The sequence below is a fragment of the Curtobacterium sp. YR515 genome (assembly GCF_900113095.1).
In the GTDB taxonomy this organism is placed as follows: Bacteria; Actinomycetota; Actinomycetes; order Actinomycetales; family Microbacteriaceae; genus Curtobacterium.
The window spans coordinates 420,438-439,968 of record NZ_FOOD01000004.1; the positions used below are offsets into that span (position 1 = coordinate 420,438).

Genomic DNA, 19,531 nt, shown 5'->3' on the forward strand with positions numbered 1-19,531 from the left:
GGAGCCGGAAACACGACGGGCGAATGGTGGGTGGCGTCAACCGACCACCGATGAAGAAGAGGGGTCCGTCGTGGACCTGGTCCTCCGCAACGCCCGCCTGGTCGACGAGCCCGGCCTCGTCGACGTCGTCGTCGAACACGGCACGATCACCGCGGTCGCCGCAGCCGTCGGCACCGTCCCCGGCAACCCGGCCACCCGGGTCGTCGACTGCGCCGGCCGCGTGGTCGTGCCCGGGTTCGTCGAGTCGCACCTGCACGTCGACAAGGCCCTGCTCGACCGGGAACGTCCGAACCCGGACGGGACGCTCGCCGGGGCGATCGCCGTCACCGGGGAGCTCAAGCGCGGGTTCACGCACGGCTCGGTCCGGGACCGCGCGCGCACCCTGCTCGACCAGGCGATCACGAACGGCACGACGCTGGTCCGCGCACACCCCGACGTCGACCCGATCGTCGGGTTGACCGGCGTCGAGGTCCTGCTGGGGCTCCGCGACGAGTACCGCGACGCCCTCGACCTGCAGATCGTCGCGTTCCCGCAGGAGGGCATCGCGAAGGCGCCGGGGACACTCGCACTCCTGCGCGAGGCGCTCGGAGCGGGCGCGGACGTGATCGGCGGCTGCACGTACAACGAGCGGACCCTCGCCGAGTGTCACGAGCACGTCGAGACCGTCCTCGACCTCGCCGAGGAGTTCGACGTGCCGGCGGACCTGCACGCCGACTTCGCCGACGACACGAGCGACCCGCGGTTCGCCCTCGCGCGGGTCATCGCCGACGCCGTCGTCCGCCGCGGGATGCAGGGCCGGGTCGCGCTCGGGCACATGACCTCGTCCGCGAGCCTGCCCTGGACCGAGCGGGCCGACCTGTTCGCGCGGCTCGCCGAGGCGGGGGTCGCGGTCGTCCCGCTGCCGGCGACCGACCTGCACCTCGGCGGTCGCGCCGACGACCACGACGTCCGCCGCGGTGTCGTCCCGGTCCGCGACCTCTGGGCCGCGGGCGTCACGAGCGCGTACTCGTCGAACAACGTGCGGAACGCCTTCACCCCGTTCGGCAACGCCGACCTGCTCGACATCGGGCTGCTGCTCGCGCAGGTCGGGCACCTGTCCGGGCCGGAGGACCTCGCCCGCGTCCTCGACATGGCGACGACCTCGGCCGCACGGGTCGTCGGGATCGCCGAGACCTACGGCATCCGTCCCGGCGCCGACGCCGACCTCGTGCTGCTCTCGACCACCGACCCGGCGGGCGTGCTGCTCGACCGCCCGGACCGCGCCCTCGTCGTGAAGCGCGGCCGCGTCGTCGCCGAGACCACCCGCACCACCGTCCTCACCACCGGCACCACCCGATCGAAGGAGCTCAGCAATGCGTGAACGGATCCCGCACGAGATCGTCGCCTCCGTCCTGGCCGGCGCCACCGCGTTCATCGGGGGCACGGCGCTGAACCTGCCCACCTGGGCGATCTTCATCAGCTGGGCGGGGATGTTCCTGCTCGGGCCGAAGCCCACGCTCCGGAACGCCACCCGGCTCTGGGCGACGATGCCGGTGGGGTCGACGTTCGCCCTCGTCATCGTGCTCGTCGACCAGCGGATCGGCACGCTCCTCGGCGACGGGCAGTTCGCCCGGAACGTGGTGCTCGGCGTCGTGATCCTCGTGTGCAACACCGCGCTGATGTGCACCGGCCGGGTCCGTGCGTTCGCGCTGGTCCCCGGGATGTTCCTCGGGTTCGCGTCCTTCTTCGCGACGTACTTCGGCGGCTTCGGCTTCGCACCGGGCAACGTGTGGGCAGCGTGGGTGTCCGTCGTGGTGATGAACGCCGCCGGCCCCGTCTTCGCGTACCTGTCGCGGAGGTGGACCTTCGCGCGCCCGACGGGACCCGACGGCCGTGGGGCCGGCGTCCCGTCGGACGCGACGGCTGCCGTCGGGGGCGAGCCGCGCCTCCAGTCCGACCCCGCACCGACGCGCGCCTAGCGCGTCCTCGCAGCCACGGGGTACCCGCCCCCGGTACGCTCGGTTCCCGTGTCACGAGTCGTCCGCCGCCCCCGTTCCGCCGTCCGGAGGCCGGTGACCATCTCGGTCGTCGCCGTGCTCGTGCTGGCGGTCGGCTACCTCGTGGCCGCAGCGGTCGTGCCGTTCGCCCCGGCGAGCGCCTCGACCACGACGTACTCCGCGCCCACGTCGTCGGTGCCGGACCTGACGTTCCCCGGCTACGGCGCCACCGCGGTCGAGGCCACCGACTTCCCCGAGAGCCTGCGCACGAGCGGGGACACGAAGCCCCGGTCGATCGCGAGCATCTCGAAGGTCGTGACGGCGCTCGTCGTGCTCGACGAGAAGCCGCTGCAGCCGGGGGAGCCCGGGCCGACGATCACCTTCAGCCCCGGGATGCAGGCGCTCTACGCGAAGTACCTCGCGGTGAACGGCGAGGTCGCGCCGATGCCCGCCGGCCTCCAGCTGTCGGAGTACCAGACGCTCCAGGTCATGCTCATGAAGTCGGCGAACAACTACGCCGGGTCGCTGGCGCTCTGGGCCTTCGGCTCGATGGACGCCTACCGCCAGGCGGCGGACGAGTGGCTCGACGAGCACGGACTCGACCACACCACGATCGAGGAGCCGACCGGCCTCGACGCGCACAACACCTCGACGGCCACCGACCTCGTCGAACTCGGGCAGCTCGCCCTCGCGAACCCGGTGGTGAAGGAGGTCGTCGGCACGAAGCAGGTCACGGTGCCCGGCGCCGGCGCGATCGAGAACTCGAACAAGCTCCTCGGGCTCGACGGTGTCGAGGGCATCAAGACCGGCACGCTCGACGAGGCCGGCGCCTGCCTGCTCTTCGCGGCGACGTACGAGCGCGGCGGCAAGGAAGTCACGGTCGTCGGCGCGATGCTCGGTGGCGTCGACCACGACTCGCTCGACGTCGACGTCCAGCGGCTGCTCCGGTCGGTCGCCGACAACTTCCAGGTCGTCACGCTCGCCCACGCCGGGCAGACCTTCGGCACGTTCTCGACGCCGTGGCAGGACGAGGCGGACGCGGTGTCGCGGTCCGCGGCCGAGGTGCTCGTGTGGGGCAGGACGAAGGTGTCCGCGAGGACGAAGCTCGAACGGATCACCCTCGGCACGAAGGGGGAGCGCGTCGGCACGGTGCGGTTCACCATCACGGACCACGACCCGGTGACGGTGCCGCTCGTGCTCGAGCGGCCGATCGACGACCCGGGCGTCTGGTGGCGGTGGACGAACCCGTTCCAGGGCGCGTGACGGTGCCGGTCTCCGTGCGGCCGTGGCGGTCGTCCGACGCGCCGGTGCTGCTGGCGGCGTCGGCGGACCCGGAGCTCGCGCGCCAGTTCGGCGGTGTGCGGTTCGACGACGTCGCGGCGGCGGAGGCGTTCATCGGGGCGACGTACCGGTTCGACGGGCACGCGCGGTACTGGGCGATCGTCGCGGACGTCGCGGACGTCGCGGACGGGTCGGGGGGGCGCCGGGGCCCGCGTCGTCGGCTGCGTCGGGGTGACGGCCATCGAGCACACCCACGGCACCGCCTGGGTCTCGTACTGGCTCACACCGGAGGCCCGCGGCCGGGGCCTGGCGACCCGCGCACTCGCTGCCGCCGCCGAGGACGCCTTCGCCCTCGGCCTGCACCGCCTCGAACTCGGGCACCGCACGAACAACCCGGCGTCGTGCGCGGTCGCGACCCGGGCGGGGTTCCGCGCCGAGGGAGTGGAACGCGAGAAGCTCCGCTACGGCGACGACCGCTTCGACGTCGAGACCCACGCCCGCCTGGCGACCGACCCGACCCTCGACACCGTGCCACTGCCCCGCGACCCGGCCAGCCCGCCGCCTCGCGACCCGGCCGACGCGCGCCGGGGCGCCTGAGCCCTCACCGGCCGACGGCGCGCTCGACCATCGCGCACGGGACGGTCGCGTCCCACCCCGCGATCCTGGGCATCGCGCCGACCCGGACGGTGTCGCCCGGGTGCGCCGCGCAGTACGAGGCTCGGTGCTCGATCTCGGCGGACCACTGCGGCCCGGGCTCCCGGAGCGGCACCGCCCCGGCCCCGGCCACGAACGCGACGAGCGAGGCGGCGACGAGCACCCCGCCCGCTGCCCGCCACGACCACCGTGCGCGGGCGAGGAACACGTCGGCGACGAGGACCACCGCCGCGGTCAGGAACATCGACGACGCGGCCGCGTACCGCAGGGGAGCCGTGCCCGCCCACGCCGCCGGGGTGAAGGAGGACCACGTCGTGCCGGGCGTCCGGTTCACGATGAGCGCCGCGTACCAGACGGCGCCGGCGCCGACGCTCACGGCGAGGAGCATCCACCGGGTCCGCCAGTCCGCCAGGACGAGGGCGGCCACGACCGCCACCACGAGGAGCACGGCCGGCACGGTGACGACCCACCAGCCGTGGGCGGAGACGGACGCCCCGACCGCACGCGCGTCGGCGTTCCCGCTGCCGCCGACGACCTGGGCGACGAACCCGGCGGTCATGTCCCGGAACGAGGTGATGCCACCCCGGTGCGTGGCGGAACGGGGGTGCGTCAGCGCTGCCGTGACCTGTGCCGCGACACCGAGCAGGGCGACCGCTGCGACGGGGATGACCCGACGCTGCCGACGGCCCAGCAGCAGGAGCGGCAGGAACACGGCGGCCTGGATCTCGCTCGTGGTCACGACCGCCACCGCGACGGCGGTCCACGCGGACGACCACCAGCTCCGCGGACGGTGGGCGAGCAGCCACGGCGCCGCGAACAGCAGGTACCAGTGCAGGTTCGCCGCGGTCCCGGCGATCTCGACGGGCGCCAGCGGGACGAGGGCGGGGACGGCCGCGAGGAGCACACGGAGCGGCCAGGCCCGCACCACGCCGCGCGCCAGGACGAAGACGGTGCCGCACACCGCGCCGAGGACCGCGCACGACATCGCCGAGACGGACAGCGCGTACAGGTCGATCCGCCCGAGCGCGACGGCGGCGTCGACCACCAGCCGGGGCAGGACGTGCAGGTAGCCGTCGTACGGGTGCCACACCGAACGCACCGGGCCGAGGGTGAGCCGATCGGTGAGGAAGCGCCCGGAGTCCTCCGCCCAGGCGACGCCGCGGGCCGGGCTCCCGATGCGGACCCACGCGAGCAGGCCGGTGGCGACGGCGACGAGGAGCGCCCAGACCGCCGTGGTCGGTCGTCTCCGTGGGTGGTCCGCCGTCGTCATCGGACCCCCTCGTGCCGTCGTGCCGTCCGTGCTGTGCAGCTGCCGATCGATCCTGGCGTGCGCCGGTGGACGGCACCCGTGACGCAGATGCCGTGACTCTCAGACAGACCGACGAGGACACGGACCGAACCGCTGCGCGCGCCGACTCCCGGCGACGTAGTGTCGGACGGGTGACGACGACGTTCCCCCGGTCCACCCCGTCCGCCCTCGGCATCGACGCCCGTGGCCTCGCCCGGTTCCTCGACGCCCTCGAGTCGACGCCCGACGTCGAACCCCACAGCATCGTCCTGCTCCGCCACGGTCAGATGGCGGCCCAGGGCTGGTGGCAGCCCTACGCCGAGGACCGCGTCCACCTGCTCTACTCCCTCAGCAAGAGCTTCACCGCCGCCGCCGTCGGGATCGCCGTCCGCGAGGGACTCATCGACCTCGACGCCACCGCGCTCTCGTACTTCCCGGAGCTCGACGCCGAGATCACCGACGAACGCAGCCGCCGCATCCGCGTCCGGCACCTGCTCGCGATGGCGAGCGGCCACCGCGAGGACACCATCGACCGCGCCCGGGAACTCGACCGCATGAACGTCGTGCGCGGCTTCCTGCTCCTGCCGCCGGAAGAGGAACCCGGCACGCTCTTCACCTACAACCAGCCGTGCACCTACACCCTCGCCGCCATCGTCCGCCGCGTCAGCGGTGGGTCGCTGGTCGACTACCTGCGTCCGCGGCTGCTCGACCCGCTCGGCATCGACGACCTGGCGTGGCGCCGGGACGAGGCCGGCGCCGAGCTGGGCTTCAGCGGGTGCTACGCCCCGACCTCGGCGATCGCCGCGCTCGGCCAGCTGTACCTCCAGCGCGGCGTGTGGGAGGGCGAGCGGATCCTCGACGAGGACTGGGTCGCCGCCGCCACGAGCAAGCAGATCGACAACCTCGACGAGGAGAACCCGGACTGGTCGCAGGGCTACGGCTTCCAGTTCTGGATGGCCCGCCACGGCTTCCGCGGCGACGGCGCCTACGGCCAGTTCTGCGTCGTGCTGCCGGAGCAGCACGTCGTCCTCGCACTCACCGGCCAGAGCCTCGACATGCAGGCCGTCCTCGACGCGGCCTGGCAGCACCTCCTGCCCGCCGTCGACGCTACGGACCTCGACGCGGCCGCGGATGCGGACCTGGAGGCGCGGCTCGCCTCCCTGGGACTGCCCCCGGTGCAGGGCGGTCGCCTCCCCGACCTCGGCGCCGGTCCGTTCCGCGGTGACGGCATCGACCGGATCGGCTTCACGCGCGACGGCGACCGGTGGCGGGCGGCCCTCGAGGTCGACGGCGGGACCCTCTCGGTGCCGGTCGGCGAGGGGGAGTGGGCGGTCGACGGTCCCCTCGCCGCGAGCGGTGCGCTCGCACCGGACGGCACCGTGCTCGTCGACGTCCGGTTCGTGGAGACGCCGCACCTCGCGCATGTGCGCATCGACCTCGCGGCCGGGACCGCCACCGCGTCGTGGGCGACCGAGCCGCTGCACGACGGTCCGCTGACCCTGCGCCGCCCCGCCGACTGATCGAGCGCTACGGGGTGTCGGACTTGTGCTCGACGACGTCCTGCAGCTCGGGTCGCTTCGGGGTCACGCCGTCGCCCGAGGACGTGTGCTTGATCCGCCGGACCACCCACGGCACGAGGTACTCGCGCGCCCAGCCGAGGTCCTCGGCGCGGGCCTCCCGCCACGGACGGGCCTCGAGCGGCTCGGGGTTGAACGGTTCGAGCCCGTGCTCGACGCCGAGCGCGTCCAGCACCGCGGCGGCGACGGTCGCGTGGCCCATCGGGGAGTGGTGCAGCCGGTCCGGAGCCCACATCCTCGGGTCGCGGAGGACCCGGAGTGCCCACATGTTCGCGACGAGGGCGCCGTGCTTCAGCGCGATGGCGTGCAGGTTCTCGTTGTAGATCGCCGTCTTGCCGCGGACCATCCCGAGCACCGGGGTCATGCCGACGTCCGGACCGGTGAAGAGCACCACGGTGGCGCCGTCGCTCCGCAGCCGGGACACCATCGCGTCCACTCGCTCGGCGAGCTCGTCGGGGTCGGAGCCCGGCCGGATGATGTCGTTGCCACCGGCCGACACCGTGACGAGGTCGGGACGGAGGGCGAGTGCCGGTTCGACCTGCTCGTCGATGATCTGCTGCAGGAGTCGCCCGCGGATCGCCAGGTTGGCGTAGGCGAAGTCGTCGGTCTGGTTCGCCAGGACCTCGGCCACCCGGTCCGCCCAGCCACGGTTCCCGCCGGGGACGGTGGGGTCGGGGTCGCCGATCCCCTCGGTGAACGAGTCACCGATCGCGACGTACCTGGACCACGGATGACGATCTGACACTCCTCGGACCATAGTCTCGTGGCATGACGAAGGCCAACCCCGCGGCGGTGCTGGGCGACGAGCTGCTGGAGCGCATCGCCGCCCGCGCCCCCGGCTACGACGCCGCGAACGCGTTCTGCACCGAGGACCTCGACGAACTCCGGGCGGCCGGCTACCTGCGGCTCGGGGTGCCCGTCGAACGCGGCGGTGCCGGGCTCGGGCTCGCCGCGACGACCGCGGTGCAGCGGCGGCTCGCGGAAGCCGCACCGGCGACGGCGCTGGGACTCGGGATGCACCAGGTCTGGGTGCAGGCGGCGCGCGCCGTCACTGCGCGGGGTGGGTCGTTCCTCCAGGCCGTCACCGACCACGCGGCGGACGACCACCTGCTCGCGTTCGGTGTGAGCGAGCCGGGCAACGACGCCGTCCTCTTCGACTCGCTGACGACGGCGGAGCCGGACGGCGACGGCGGCTACCGCTTCACGGGGACGAAGGTCTTCACCTCGCTGGCCCCGGCGTGGGACGTGCTGAGCGTGTTCGGCAAGGACGGGTCCGGGCCGGAGCCGCGGCTCGTGCACGGTTTCGTGCTGCGGTCCGACGGCGACGTCGAGCACCTCGACGACTGGGACACCCTCGGGATGCGGGCGACGCAGAGTCGCACGACGAAGCTGCACGGCGTGCACGTGCCGGCCGACCGGATCGTGCGGATCCTGCCGGTCGGGCCGAACCAGGACCCGCTCGTGTTCGGCGTCTTCGCGGCGTTCGAGCTGCTCGTGGCGTCGGTGTACGTCGGGATCGCCGCCCGTGCGGTGGCACTCGCGGTGTCGGCGGTGCGGTCGCGCACGGCACTCGACGGGACACCGCGGTCCGCGGACCCGGACGTGCGCCGGGCGATCGCGGACATGCGCGGGACGGTCGACGCGATCGAGCTGCAGGTGGCCTCGCTCGCCCGGTCGGTCGACGAGCTCGACGACCTCGGGCCGCGGTGGTTCCCGTTGCTCGTCGGGACGAAGGCCCGGGCGGTCGACGCGGCGCAGCACGTCGTGGACGAGGCGATGCGGGTCGTGGGCGGTGGCGCCTACCGGGCCGGTGGCGAGCTCGCGCGCCTGGCCCGGGACGTCCGGGCGGGCCAGTACCACCCGTCGTCGCGGGACTCGGCGGCGCGGACGATCGCGGCGTCGGTGCTGGGGCCGCTCGCACCGTAGCGTCGCCGCCGCGCGCCCCCAAACTAGTTCGCTTGCGGTACCATTGGCCTCCCCAGCGAACAGGAGGCGGCCGGAGCGTGCCGAGGACCGAGACCACGAACCGGACCGCCCCGCGGCGACGGACCCGCACCCAGCGACTGACGGACCGTGCCCTCGCACTCGACCCCGGGCTCGTGAAGACCGACGGTGCCCTCCGCACGCTCGTCGCCGTCCCGGCCGGCATGGCCGTCGGGTACGCGATCGCCACGGCGTTCGGCTTGCCGGCGATCCTCGGCGTGATGATCGGCGCGATGCCGGCCTTCATCACCTGCCTGGTCATCGTCGACCCGAGCACGGGCCGGACCGCCGCGCGCACCGGGGCGGTCCTCGTGCCGTTCGTCGTCGCACTCGCCGGGAGCATCGCCTTGCAGCCGCTCCGGCTCCTCGAACTCGTCCTCATCGTGGTGCTGCTGTTCGTGCAGTTCGCGGCGGCCTCGTGGGGCGTGTGGGCGGCGGACGCGGCGATCGTCGGGTTCGCCGGGTACCTCTGCGGACTCCTGCTGCCCCTGCCGGAGACGAGCGTCGTCCCGCTCGGGCTCGTCGTCGCGGGCTCCCTCGCCGTGACGATCGTCGTCCGCCTGCTGTTCCGGCCGGACCCGCACCGGGCGCTGCTCCGGACCCGTCGCGGGTTCGTCGCCCGGGGGTCCGACGTGCTCGAGGCCGCCGCCGCGGTCCTGGCCGCCGGAGCCGTCGGCGCTGCCGCGGACGACCAGCGCGCCCGCCGCCGAGCCCTCCGCCGGCTCGGACGCGCTCGTGACCGGTACCACGAGATCGCCCTGACGGTCGACGGCATGCTCGCCGCGAGCGGGGTCGACGCCGACACCACCGCCGAGGAACTGCACCGCCTGGTGTTCGACACGCACTTCGCGATCGACGAGCTCGGCCGCGCGGCCGGGGCACTGGTCGAGCAGGGCGCGCCGTCGGACGTCCGGCACGCCGCGCTCCGGGCCGTCACGCTCGTCCTCCGGCACGGCGGCAGCCACGGCCAGGAGGCAGCGCACACCCTCCTCGCACGCTACGGGATCACGGCTTCGGCGGCCGACGACGGATCCCGGACGACCGCGATCGTCCGCCGCATGGCCGCCGAGTTCGCCGACCTGCGGTCCGCCGGACTCCGGTGGCGCGAGCTCCGTGACGAGCTGCCCCGCCGCGGTGCCGGCGTGCCCTTCGCCACGCCGGTGATCCTCGCCGGCGGGCGCCCGGCCGGAGCCGTGCCGGTCGTCGCGGACGCCGTCGCCGAGGGGCCGTGGCGCCGCTGGCACCTCACCGCGTCGCTCCGGACCGCCGTCCACGCCGCCATCGCCGTCGCGATCGTCGAACCCCTCGCCCTCCTGCTCGACGGGAGCCGTTTCTACTGGGGCGTCATCGGCGTGATGATCGTCCTCGCCGGCACGAACACCACGCACGAGCGGATCCGGAAGGGCCTCCACCGCGGCGTCGGGACGGTCGTCGGGGGAGCGGTCGGGATCGTCCTCGTGCACCTGCTCGGCACGACGCACCCGTGGGTGACGATCGTGTTCGTGTGCGTCCTGCTCGCCGTCGGCACGTACGGCTTCGGCGGCGTGTACTCGGTCTGGGCCGCGTGCCTCGTGGTCGTCCTCTGCCAGGCGTACGCGTTCTCCGGCACCTTCACGGACGCCCTCATCCCGATGCGGCTCGCCGAGAACCTGCTCGGTGCCGCGGTCGCGGTGCTCGTCAGCGCGGTCGTCTTCCCGATCGCCACCCGTGCCGTCATCCGGCGCGCGGTGCGGCGGCAGCTGGTCGCGGTCCGCGCGTTCGTGCTCGCGCTGGTGGGGGTCGAGGACGACGACGAGGCGGACGCGGCCGACACGACGGAGGCGGACCGCGCCTCCCGTCAGCTGCGCGCCCGGTCGCGCGCGGTCGACGCCGCCACCTACCAACTGGACGCCGTCCTGCGTCCGATGGTCCGCTTCCCGACCGGCGGGCCGGCGCGCGCAGACGCCAGGACGCGCACCTCCCTGCAGGCGGCCGCGACCTTCGCGCGCGAGGCGGCCGGGAGGCTCGGCTCGGCCCCGCAGGACCCGCCAGCGGCCCTGCGCGGTGCGGCCGACCGCCTCGCCGCCTCGATCGCGCAGCTCGCCGACGGCATCGTGGCCGGGCCCCGGTCCGCCACGCCGACGGCGGTATGGGTCCGGGTCGGCGACCAGCTCGACGAGGCGGTGGCCGCCGCCTCCGGACGGCCGGACGAGCGGGCGATCGCGACGGCCGCGCACGCGCTCGGCCGGATCGACGAGGCGCTCGCGCTGCTCGCCGACCGCCACCGCGCGACGGTCGTCGGGGCGATGTCGGTGGGTCCTGGCATCATCGCCGTGTGAGCAAGCAGGACGGACGCAACCGACTGGTGTCCGACGCGCCCGTCGACGACGTGACGGCGAGCGTGCTGCACGTCGACATGGACGCCTTCTTCGCCTCGGTGGAGCTGCTCGACCGGCCGGACCTCCGCGGCCTGCCGGTGATCGTCGGGCACGACTCCGACCGTTCGGTCGTCACGGCCGCCACGTACGAGGCCCGCAAGTACGGCGTCAACTCCGCGATGCCGATGGCCGTCGCCAAGCGCCGGTGCCCCGCGGCGATCATCGTCGAGCCGCACTTCGAGAAGTACCGCGCGAAGTCCGACGCCGTGATGGCCGTCTTCGACCGCTTCACGCCCCGCGTCGAGAAGCTCGGCATCGACGAGGCCTTCCTCGACGTCGCCGGGGCGATCCGGCTGTACGGCACCCCGTGGGAGATCGGTCGGGCGATCCGTGCGGCGGTGTACGCCGAGACGGGGCTGCACTGCTCCGTCGGCGCCGCGTCGACCAAGTTCGTGGCGAAGCTCGCGTCGAGTCGGTCGAAGCCGGACGGGCTGCTCGTCGTGCCGGCTGCCGACACCGTGGCGTTCCTGCACCCGCAGCCCGTGTCGGCGCTGTGGGGGGTCGGCGGCAAGACGCAGGAGACCCTCGAACGACGCGGCATCCGCACCGTGGGGGACCTCGCGACCACGCCACTGGGCTCGCTCGTCTCCGCGCTCGGTCCGGCCGGCGGTCAGCGCCTGCACGACCTCGCGTGGGGCCGCGATCCGCGCGTGGTCGAGAGCGGCGTCGGCGAGAAGTCGATCGGGCACGAGGTCACCTTCGGCCACGACCTCACCGAGCGCGACGACGTCGCCCGTGAACTCCTGCGCCTCGCCGACAAGGTGGCCGTGCGACTCCGACGGGCCGACGTCCAGGCACGGACGGTGGCGCTCAAGGTCCGCTACACCGACTTCACCACGCTGACCCGGTCCCGCACCCTCGCGGAACCGACCGACGTCGCCAAGCGCCTGCACCGCGAAGCCGTCGAGCTGTACGACGTGCTGCACCGGCCGGGCAACCGGATCCGGCTCATCGGGGTCCGTGGCGAGAACCTCGTGCCGGCGGCGGCGAGCAACGCGCTCTGGGACGACGACGCGCCGTGGCGCGAGACCGAGACGACGATCGACGCGGTCGCCGCACGCTTCGGCGCGGGCGTGCTCCGACCGGCATCCCTGGTGCGCGGCACGCCCGAGGGGCACGTCCCGCACGCTCGGCAGGACGAAGGGTGACGGTAGAATCTCGTGCAGTGAGCGCAGCCGAGTACACCGATCAGCCAGGGGCGGGGGACCAGCCCGCGGCCCTGTGGGACGACGGCACCGCAGCGCCTGAGCACGCGGTCGTCGCCCACGACGAGGCCGTCGCCGCTGCCGAGGCGGCGGGCAACTCGGCCGTGCAGAACCTGTCGCCGGCCTTCCCGGACCGTGCCGCGTGGGGCACCGCGTCGAAGCTCCGTGCCTGGCAGGTCGAAGCGCTCACGAAGTACTTCGAGACCGAGCCGCGGGACTTCCTCACGGCCGCGACGCCCGGCGCCGGCAAGACCACGTTCGCGCTCCGGCTCGCCACCGAGCTCCTCGCCCGCGGCACCGTCGACCGCATCGTCGTCGTGGCCCCGACGGAGCACCTCAAGCGGCAGTGGGCGGACTCGGCGGACCGCGTCGGCATCCGGATCGATCCGATGTTCAAGAACGGCGACGGCATGTTCGGCCGGCACTACCAGGGCGTGGCGATCACGTACGCCCAGGTCGGCATGAACCCCGAGGTCCACCAGAAGATCACCGCCGGCGGCAAGACGCTCGTGATCCTCGACGAGGTCCACCACGGCGGCGACGCCCTGACCTGGGGCGACGGCATCAGAGAGGCGTTCTCGAAGGCCACTCGTCGCCTGTCCCTCTCCGGCACCCCGTTCCGCTCGGACACCGCGCCGATCCCGTTCGTGCAGTACGCCCCCGACGAGCAGGGCATCCGCACCTCGATCTCCGACTACAACTACGGCTACGGGCGCGCCCTCAAGGACGGCGTCGTCCGCCCGGTGCTCTTCATGGCGTACGCCGGGCAGATGCGCTGGAAGACCCGCATGGGCGACGAGATGTCGGCGTCGCTCGGCGAGCAGGTCACGAAGGACATCACCGCCCAGGCCTGGCGCACGGCGCTCTCACCCGAGGGCGAGTGGATGCCGGCCGTCCTCTCCGCCGCCGACAAGCGCCTGACCGAGGTCCGCCGTGGTGTGCCGGACGCCGGCGGCCTCGTCATCGCCACGGACACCACCACGGCCCGCGCGTACGCCCGCATCCTGCAGCAGATCACGGGGGAGCGGCCGACGGTCGTCCTCTCCGACGAAGCGGCGGGGTCGAGCCGGATCAGCGCCTTCGCCGAGGACACCTCCCGATGGATGGTCGCCGTCCGCATGGTGTCCGAGGGCGTGGACGTGCCGCGGCTGTGCGTCGGCGTGTACGCCACGAGCGCGAGCACCCCGCTCTTCTTCGCCCAGGTCATCGGCCGCTTCGTCCGGGCCCGTCGCCGCGGTGAGACGGCGAGCGTGTTCCTGCCGAGCGTGCCCGGGCTGATGGCGCTGGCGGCCTCCCTCGAGCTCGAGCGCGACCACGCCCTCGACCGCCCGAAGGACGCCGACGACGGGATGTACAACCCCGAGGACGCGATGGTCGCCGAGGCCAACAAGGAGGACCGCGCGTCGGAGAGCCTGCTCGAGGTCCAGCCGTTCGAGGCGCTCGACTCGCAGGCGTCCTTCGACCGTGTCCTCTACGACGGCGGCGAGTTCGGCAGCGGCGGCGAGGTGGGCTCGCTCGAGGAACTCGACTTCATCGGCATCCCGGGGCTGCTCGAACCCGACCAGGTGCGCGACCTGCTCCGAGCACGCCAGGCGACGCAGGCGAAGCGAGCGAAGGGCCGTACCCCGAAGGACGGCATGCCCAAGGCAGCCGCCCCCGCGCCCGAGGACCGCCCGATGTACCAGACGATCAAGGAGCAGCGGTCCGAGCTGCACCGGCTCGTCTCGATCTGGTCCCGACACGCGAACGAACCGCACGGGGCCATCCACGCCGAACTCCGCCGCATCAGCGGTGGCCCGGCCGTGGCGCAGGCGAGCATCGAGCAGATCCAGAAGCGCATCGACGTGCTGCGCTCCCGCATCGGCGGCCGCCGGTGAGCACCGCGTGATCGAGGCCGTCGACGACCGCACCTGGTACGTCAAGCGCGACGCGGAGTCCTCGCCCGAGGCGATCATCGACCGATTCGGCGGGGGCTACCGGCTCCGTCGGTTCTCGCTCACCGAGTCCCGCCGGACGCCCCACGGGGTGTACACGGGCGTCGAACTCGCCGAGACCGCGTGGTGGCGGCTCCGCGACAGGCCGCGGACCTCATGACATCGCAAGCCGAAGTCGGGTAGACCGGGGGAATGGCAGACTCCATCCCTCACGTCCTCGTCCTCGGCGGCGGCTCCGCTGGCTACACCACCGTCAAGCAGCTCCAGAAGCACGCAGCGACCGTGCCGATGCGCATCACGCTGGTGGACCAGAACACGTACTACACGTACCTGCCGTTCCTGCCCGAGGTCGCCGGTGGCCACATCGCCCCGAAGGACGTGACCTTCGAGCTGCGCCGTGCGCTCCGCAAGACCCGGGTGATCCAGGGCAAGGTCACCGGGATCTCCTCGGCCGACAAGACCGTCTCGATCGCCACGGCCGGCGGTGACGACCGCACGCTCGGCTACGACCAGCTCGTCGTCGCGCTCGGCTCCGTCACGCGCACGTTCCCGACGCCCGGGCTCGAGGAGTACGGCGTCGGCTTCAAGAGCGTCGAAGAGGCCGCCTACGTCCGCGCGAAGCTCCTCGACAACATCGCCAAGGCCGCTGCCACCCGCGACGAGGACGAGCGCCGCAAGCTGCTCACGAGCATCTTCGTCGGCGGCGGGTACACCGGCGTCGAGGCGATCGGCGAACTGTTCGACGTCTCGCAGGCCGCCATCAAGACCTACCCGTCGCTCGCCGGCGAGCACCCCCGCTGGGTCCTCATCGACGCGCTCGACCGCGTCGCACCCGAGGTCGGTCCGGAGCTGTCCAAGTGGACCCTCGAGTCGCTGCGTGCCCGCGGCATCGACGTCCGCCTGAAGACGACCATGCCGAGCTGCGAGGGCGGCGTCGTGAAGCTCTCCGACGGCGACGAGTTCGCCACCGGCCTGCTCGTCTGGACGGCCGGCGTGAAGCCGAACCCGCTCCTCGACGCGTCCGACCTGCCGCGCGGCCCGAAGGGTCACCTCGCCGCGAACGCGAAGCTGCAGGTCGAGAGCGAGGACACCCACGAGGTCGTGCCCGGCGTCTGGGGCCTCGGCGACGTCGCGCAGGTGCCCGACCTGACGGCCGAGAAGCAGCCGGCGTACTACCCGCCGAACGCGCAGAACGCCGTCCGCCAGGCCGTCGTGGCCGCGGACAACGTGGTCGCGACGATCACGGGCAAGCCGCTCGAGGAGTACCGCCACCCGTCCATCGGCACCGTCGCGTCGTACGGTGTCGCGAAGGGCGCGGCGAACATCAAGGGCATCAAGATGACGAACCTCCTCGCGTGGCTCGCGCACCGCGCCTACCACGTGTACGCGATGCCGACGCTGAACCGCAAGGTGCGCATCGTGATCGGGTGGGTCACCGGGGCCGTGTCGGGTCGCGACGCGACGTCCCTCATCAAGGAGACCGACCCGCGCCGCACGTTCGTCGAGGCGTCGAAGTCCTAGACGCGCGTTCCTGACGGACGGGAGGCGCGGTGCCGGCTGGCACCGCGCCTCCCGTCCGTCGTCCGGTCGCGCCGACGCGCGTGGTGCGGCAGACTGACTCCCTCGGTGCCGCCGCACGGAGGTCCTGGAAGACACCGCACGTGACCACCACCATCTCCTGCCCCCGCTGCCGAGCCGTTCGCCGCCCCACCGGGGTGCACCGCTGCCCCGGACCGGACGACCCCGCCCGAGCGCTGGGCGTGGGCACCAGCGTCGCCGTGGTCCTGGACGTGCTCGCCGGTGTCGGCCGACCGTTCCTCGTCGGCGGCGTGGTCCGCGACGCGCTGTTCCGCGCGTCCGGGCGCGCGGTCCCCGTCGCCGACGACCACGACGTCGACGTCGAGGTGCACGGCACGGACACCGCGTCGGTCGTCGACGCGGTGCGCGCGGCGGGAGCCGTCGTCGTCACCACGGGCGCGCGCTTCGAGGTCCTCAAGGTCGTGGTCGAGGGCGTGCACGTCGACGTCGCGGTCGTGCCGGGGAACGCCGACGACGACGGGCTCGCCGCGGCCGCCGTCCGTCGCGACTTCACGGTCAACGCGGTCGCGTGGGACCCGGCGACGAACGAGTACGTCGACGCGGTCGGTGGGATCGACGACGCTGCCCGAGGTGTGCTCCGACACACCTCGGACCGGTTCGGGGACGATCCGCTGCGGGTGCTGCGCGCCGTGCAGCTGGTGGCGCGCTTCGACCTCGTGCTCGACCCGTCGACGGTCGACGTCGCCCGGTCGCTGGTGGACGCGTTCCCGTCCGTGGCCGCGGAGCGGGTCTGGCCGGAGATCCGGAAGGCGGCGCGGGGCGACCACCAGTCGCGGGCGCTCCAGGTGCTGCACGACACCGGGTGGGAGCGGCACCTCCCGGAGCTCGCCGCGGTGCGCGACGTACCGCAGGACCCGCGGTGGCACCCCGAGGGGCCCGTGCACGTGCACCTGGGGCTCGCGGCGGACGCTGCTGCCGCTGCCTGCACGGCCGACGGCGTCACCGGTGAGGACCGCGCCGTCGTGGTGCTCGGCGCGCTCCTGCACGACCTCGGCAAGGCGGGCGACGGGACGCAGCGGGAGCGGGACGACGACGGCACGGTCCGGGTCCGCAGCCTCGGGCACGAGGTCTCGGGCGCGCATGCGGCGCGGGACCTGCTGCGGCGGATCGGCGCGCCGCGCACCCTCTCCGAGCGCATCGCCACGATCGTGCGTGAGCACATGGTGGTGCACTCGACCGACGGTGCAGCGCCGTCGGTGCCGGCAGCGCGCCGACTGCTCCGTCGCCTGGGTGGGTCGATGGCGACCGCCGAGTGCTGGGCCCGGGTGTGCGAGGCGGACTCGCAGGGACGGGGTGCGGCGTCCGGGCCGTCACCGGCATGGGCATGGCTCGCGGTCATGCGTGCCGACGAGGCCGCGGGACCCCGGGTGCGCCTCGTGACCGGGCGGGACCTCGTCGCGGCGGGGCTCGCGCCGGGGCCGCGGTTCCGGGAGGTCCTGGACGCCGCGGCCGAGGCGCAGGACGAGGGGCGCTTCGAGGACGCGGCGGGTGCCCAGCGCTGGTTGCGGGAGCGGCTCAGTCCGCCACGGTGATCGTCACCGTGGCGGACTCGGTGGACGCGCCCGCATCGTCGCGGTAGCGCACCGTGATGGTGTGCCGACCCGGCGCCAGCCCGGTGTCCCCGCGCCGGATGTGTCCGCTGAACCGGCCCTCGGCTCCGGTCGACACCGTGCCGACGAGCGCGCCGTCGACGGCGACCTCGACGTCGGTGTCCGCCCAGCCGGTGATCGTGACCGGCAGCGGGCCGCTCGTCGCGGTGCTCCCGTCGGCGGGGTCGGCGATGGTCGGGACGAACGCGAAGGGGGAGCTGCTCGTCGTCGCGGAGGTGTTCCCGGCGGCGTCCCGTGCGGTGGCGCGGATCCCGGTGGCGGTCGGGGCGAGGCCGTCCACCGCGACGCGCCAGTGACCGTCGGCACCGGTAGTGGTCGACGCGGTGGCCGTGTCGCTCGTGGTGCCTGTGCCGCTCGTGGCGCCTGTGCCGCTCGTGCCGCTCGTGCCGCGGAGGACGGTGACGTCGATCGTGCTGCCGGCCTCGGCGGTGCCGGAGAACACCGGCGGGGTGGTGTCGGTGGGCGTCCAGGTCGTCGAGATCGTCGGCGCCGCCGGAGCCGTGGTGTCCACGGTGACCGTGACGACCACGGGGACCGAGGTGGCGTGGTCCGGCGTCGTCGCGGTGATGCTGACCCGTTCGACCCCGTCCCCGGAGAACCGCAGCGTGGTCCTCCACGTGCCGTCGGACCCGGCGGTGGTCGTGGCGGCCAGGGTGCCGGAGCGGACCTCGACGCGGCTGCCGGGCGTCGCCGTCCCGGTGAGCTCGACGGTCCGGCTCGCGACGAGCATCGTGTCCTCGGCCGGGACCGGGGGAGCGGAGCGCGGCAGCCGCGGGTCGACGCCACCGGTGGTCGAGGATCCGCCGGTCCCCGGTGACGTGGGGTTCGCGCTCGGTTCGTCGGTGCGGACGTCGGGTGTCGAGGACGCCCCGGCGGAGGAGTCCCCGAGGACCGTGTCGACGACGGGGGTCGGAGCGGTCGGGACCGTCGTCCGTGCGCCGGAGTCGTCGCGACCGGGCGACGGCAGGGGACTCGGTTCGGCGACGTCGGCCGGGGCGGTGCGGTCTGCCGGTGCGGGGTGCTCACCGGACGGCGCCGGGACGCCCGCGGGACCTGGTGCGCGCGCGCCGGCGGTGGACGTGCCGGTCGGGTGGCCGTCCGACCACGTCCCGGCGACCGCGACGACGGTCGTGACGACGACGAGCGCTGCGACCACGCCGACCAGCCCGGTGACCGGCAGGGGCGCTCGGCGAGCGGCACCCGTCGCCGGGGCCGAGCGAGCGGGGGACACGGCCGCCGCAGCGGGGGCGTCCGCGTGCAGCACCGCGTGACCGATGCCCAGACCGACCACCGGCGGGAGGAGTGCCGCCGCGATCCGTCCGGCGAGTCGGCGCGTGTCCTCGAGCACCGGCGGGCAGTGCACGCAGTCGCGGATGTGCGCCTCGAGCTGACGACGGTCGCGCGCGGTGAGCGTGCCCGCTTCGTAGGCGCCGAACGCGGCCAGTCGCCGACGGCACTCGTCGGGCAGGCCGTCCGTCGCGAGGTGTTCCTGGACCCAGGCCGCGCGGAGCGCCCGCCGTGCTCGGAACGCCAGGGACGAGACGGCGCCGGGCTGGAGGTCGACCAACGGGGCGACGTGTCGAGGTCGCAGTCCCTCGACCTCGGTGTACCAGAGCACGCTCTGCCAGCGTTCGGGCAGGGTGCTGAACGCTCGCCCGAGGGCCGTGCGGTCGGCGGCGCGGGCCATCTCCGTCGCCGCGTCGGCGCCGGAGTCCTCGAAGGCGTCGAAGTCGACGTCGGCGTCCGTGTGGCGGGCGCGTCGGCGGAACTCGGTGTTGGCGACGTTGCGGATGACCGTGTACAGGTACGGGCGGAAGAGTTCGTCCGGGCCGGCTCCGCGTTCGATCGCACCGATGACGTTCGTGAAGGCCTCGGAGGCGACGTCCTCGGCGTCCGAGGAGCCCACGAGTCCGATCGCGTGCCGGACGGCGGCGCGGTGGTGCCGGCTCCACAGCGCTGCCACCGCCGACCGGTCGCCGTCACGCGTCGACCGGATCAGTGCAGCGT

Annotated in this window: 15 protein-coding genes; 12 read left to right on the plus strand and 3 right to left on the minus strand. The window is 73.8% G+C overall.

From position 1 onward, the window contains the following. Positions 1–70: 70 nt before the first annotated feature. The 4 genes from BM028_RS13300 to BM028_RS18780 all read left to right on the plus strand — a co-directional run bounded on the left by BM028_RS13300 (position 71) and on the right by BM028_RS18780 (position 3,854). Positions 71–1,360 carry an amidohydrolase family protein gene (locus BM028_RS13300; RefSeq protein ID WP_092387069.1) on the plus strand — a complete coding sequence of 430 codons (1,290 nt, stop codon included), beginning with the start codon at positions 71–73 and terminating at the stop codon, positions 1,358–1,360. After that, the gene (locus BM028_RS13305; RefSeq protein WP_092387070.1) at positions 1,353–1,958 is read left to right on the plus strand and encodes a DUF1097 domain-containing protein; all 606 of its coding nucleotides are present in this window, start codon (positions 1,353–1,355) and stop codon (positions 1,956–1,958) included. Before BM028_RS13300 ends, BM028_RS13305 begins: the two co-directional genes overlap by 8 nt. Before the next feature lie 48 nt (positions 1,959–2,006). After that, positions 2,007–3,239, plus strand: coding sequence for a D-alanyl-D-alanine carboxypeptidase family protein (locus BM028_RS13310; RefSeq protein ID WP_092387071.1), 1,233 nt, complete (start codon positions 2,007–2,009; stop codon positions 3,237–3,239). 249 nt (positions 3,240–3,488) lie between these two features. After that, positions 3,489–3,854, plus strand: a complete 366-nt coding sequence (locus tag BM028_RS18780) for a GNAT family N-acetyltransferase (RefSeq protein ID WP_254789577.1) — start codon at positions 3,489–3,491, stop codon at positions 3,852–3,854. A gap of 4 nt (positions 3,855–3,858) precedes the next feature. Here BM028_RS18780 and BM028_RS13320 read toward each other — a convergent pair whose 3' ends face one another. Continuing rightward, positions 3,859–5,181 carry a hypothetical protein gene (locus BM028_RS13320; protein WP_092387073.1) on the minus strand — a complete coding sequence of 441 codons (1,323 nt, stop codon included), beginning with the start codon at positions 5,179–5,181 and terminating at the stop codon, positions 3,859–3,861. A 170-nt stretch (positions 5,182–5,351) separates the two neighbouring features. Between BM028_RS13320 and BM028_RS13325 the strand changes: the two genes are divergently transcribed. Continuing rightward, positions 5,352–6,719, plus strand: coding sequence for a serine hydrolase domain-containing protein (locus BM028_RS13325; RefSeq protein WP_092387075.1), 1,368 nt, complete (start codon positions 5,352–5,354; stop codon positions 6,717–6,719). Positions 6,720–6,726: 7 nt separating this feature from the next. On the opposite strand, the gene BM028_RS13330 is transcribed toward BM028_RS13325, so the two are convergent. Beyond that, a complete protein-coding gene (locus BM028_RS13330; protein WP_079238902.1) occupies positions 6,727–7,521 on the minus strand; it encodes an SGNH/GDSL hydrolase family protein in 795 nt (264 codons plus the stop codon). 23 nt (positions 7,522–7,544) lie between these two features. Here BM028_RS13330 and BM028_RS13335 point away from each other — a divergent pair, with 23 nt between their 5' ends. From BM028_RS13335 to BM028_RS13365, 7 genes are all read left to right on the plus strand, one after another. After that, positions 7,545–8,702: an acyl-CoA dehydrogenase family protein gene (locus BM028_RS13335; RefSeq protein WP_092387077.1), complete on the plus strand. Its 1,158-nt coding sequence runs from the start codon at positions 7,545–7,547 to the stop codon at positions 8,700–8,702. A 77-nt stretch (positions 8,703–8,779) separates the two neighbouring features. Further along, positions 8,780–11,077, plus strand: a complete 2,298-nt coding sequence (locus BM028_RS13340) for an FUSC family protein (protein ID WP_092387079.1) — start codon at positions 8,780–8,782, stop codon at positions 11,075–11,077. Continuing rightward, complete coding sequence (gene dinB, locus BM028_RS13345) at positions 11,074–12,324, plus strand: DNA polymerase IV (RefSeq protein ID WP_071296323.1); 1,251 nt, start codon at positions 11,074–11,076, stop codon at positions 12,322–12,324. Before BM028_RS13340 ends, dinB begins: the two co-directional genes overlap by 4 nt. Positions 12,325–12,341: 17 nt before the next feature. Then, a complete protein-coding gene (locus BM028_RS13350; protein ID WP_374115176.1) occupies positions 12,342–14,258 on the plus strand; it encodes a DEAD/DEAH box helicase in 1,917 nt (638 codons plus the stop codon). Positions 14,259–14,265: 7 nt separating this feature from the next. Further along, positions 14,266–14,475: a hypothetical protein gene (locus tag BM028_RS13355; protein ID WP_070419019.1), complete on the plus strand. Its 210-nt coding sequence runs from the start codon at positions 14,266–14,268 to the stop codon at positions 14,473–14,475. 32 nt (positions 14,476–14,507) lie between these two features. Next, positions 14,508–15,836 carry an NAD(P)/FAD-dependent oxidoreductase gene (locus BM028_RS13360; RefSeq protein ID WP_071296325.1) on the plus strand — a complete coding sequence of 443 codons (1,329 nt, stop codon included), beginning with the start codon at positions 14,508–14,510 and terminating at the stop codon, positions 15,834–15,836. A gap of 140 nt (positions 15,837–15,976) precedes the next feature. Continuing rightward, positions 15,977–17,446 (plus strand): HD domain-containing protein, encoded by a 1,470-nt coding sequence (locus tag BM028_RS13365; RefSeq protein WP_175496076.1) that lies wholly within the window; start codon positions 15,977–15,979, stop codon positions 17,444–17,446. Here BM028_RS13365 and BM028_RS13370 read toward each other — a convergent pair. After that, positions 17,430–19,487, minus strand: coding sequence for a sigma-70 family RNA polymerase sigma factor (locus BM028_RS13370; RefSeq protein WP_175496077.1), 2,058 nt, complete (start codon positions 19,485–19,487; stop codon positions 17,430–17,432). The genes BM028_RS13365 and BM028_RS13370 overlap by 17 nt on opposite strands. Between the last annotated feature and the right edge of the window lie 44 nt (positions 19,488–19,531).

Coding starts and splice junctions, on each gene's coding strand:
- BM028_RS13335 (WP_092387077.1), top strand. CDS start 7,545: ATGACGAAGGCCAACCCCGCGGCGGTGCTGGGCGACGAGCTGCTGGAG.
- BM028_RS13305 (WP_092387070.1), top strand. CDS start 1,353: ATGCGTGAACGGATCCCGCACGAGATCGTCGCCTCCGTCCTGGCCGGC.
- BM028_RS13320 (WP_092387073.1), bottom strand. CDS start 5,181: ATGACGACGGCGGACCACCCACGGAGACGACCGACCACGGCGGTCTGG.
- BM028_RS13360 (WP_071296325.1), top strand. CDS start 14,508: ATGGCAGACTCCATCCCTCACGTCCTCGTCCTCGGCGGCGGCTCCGCT.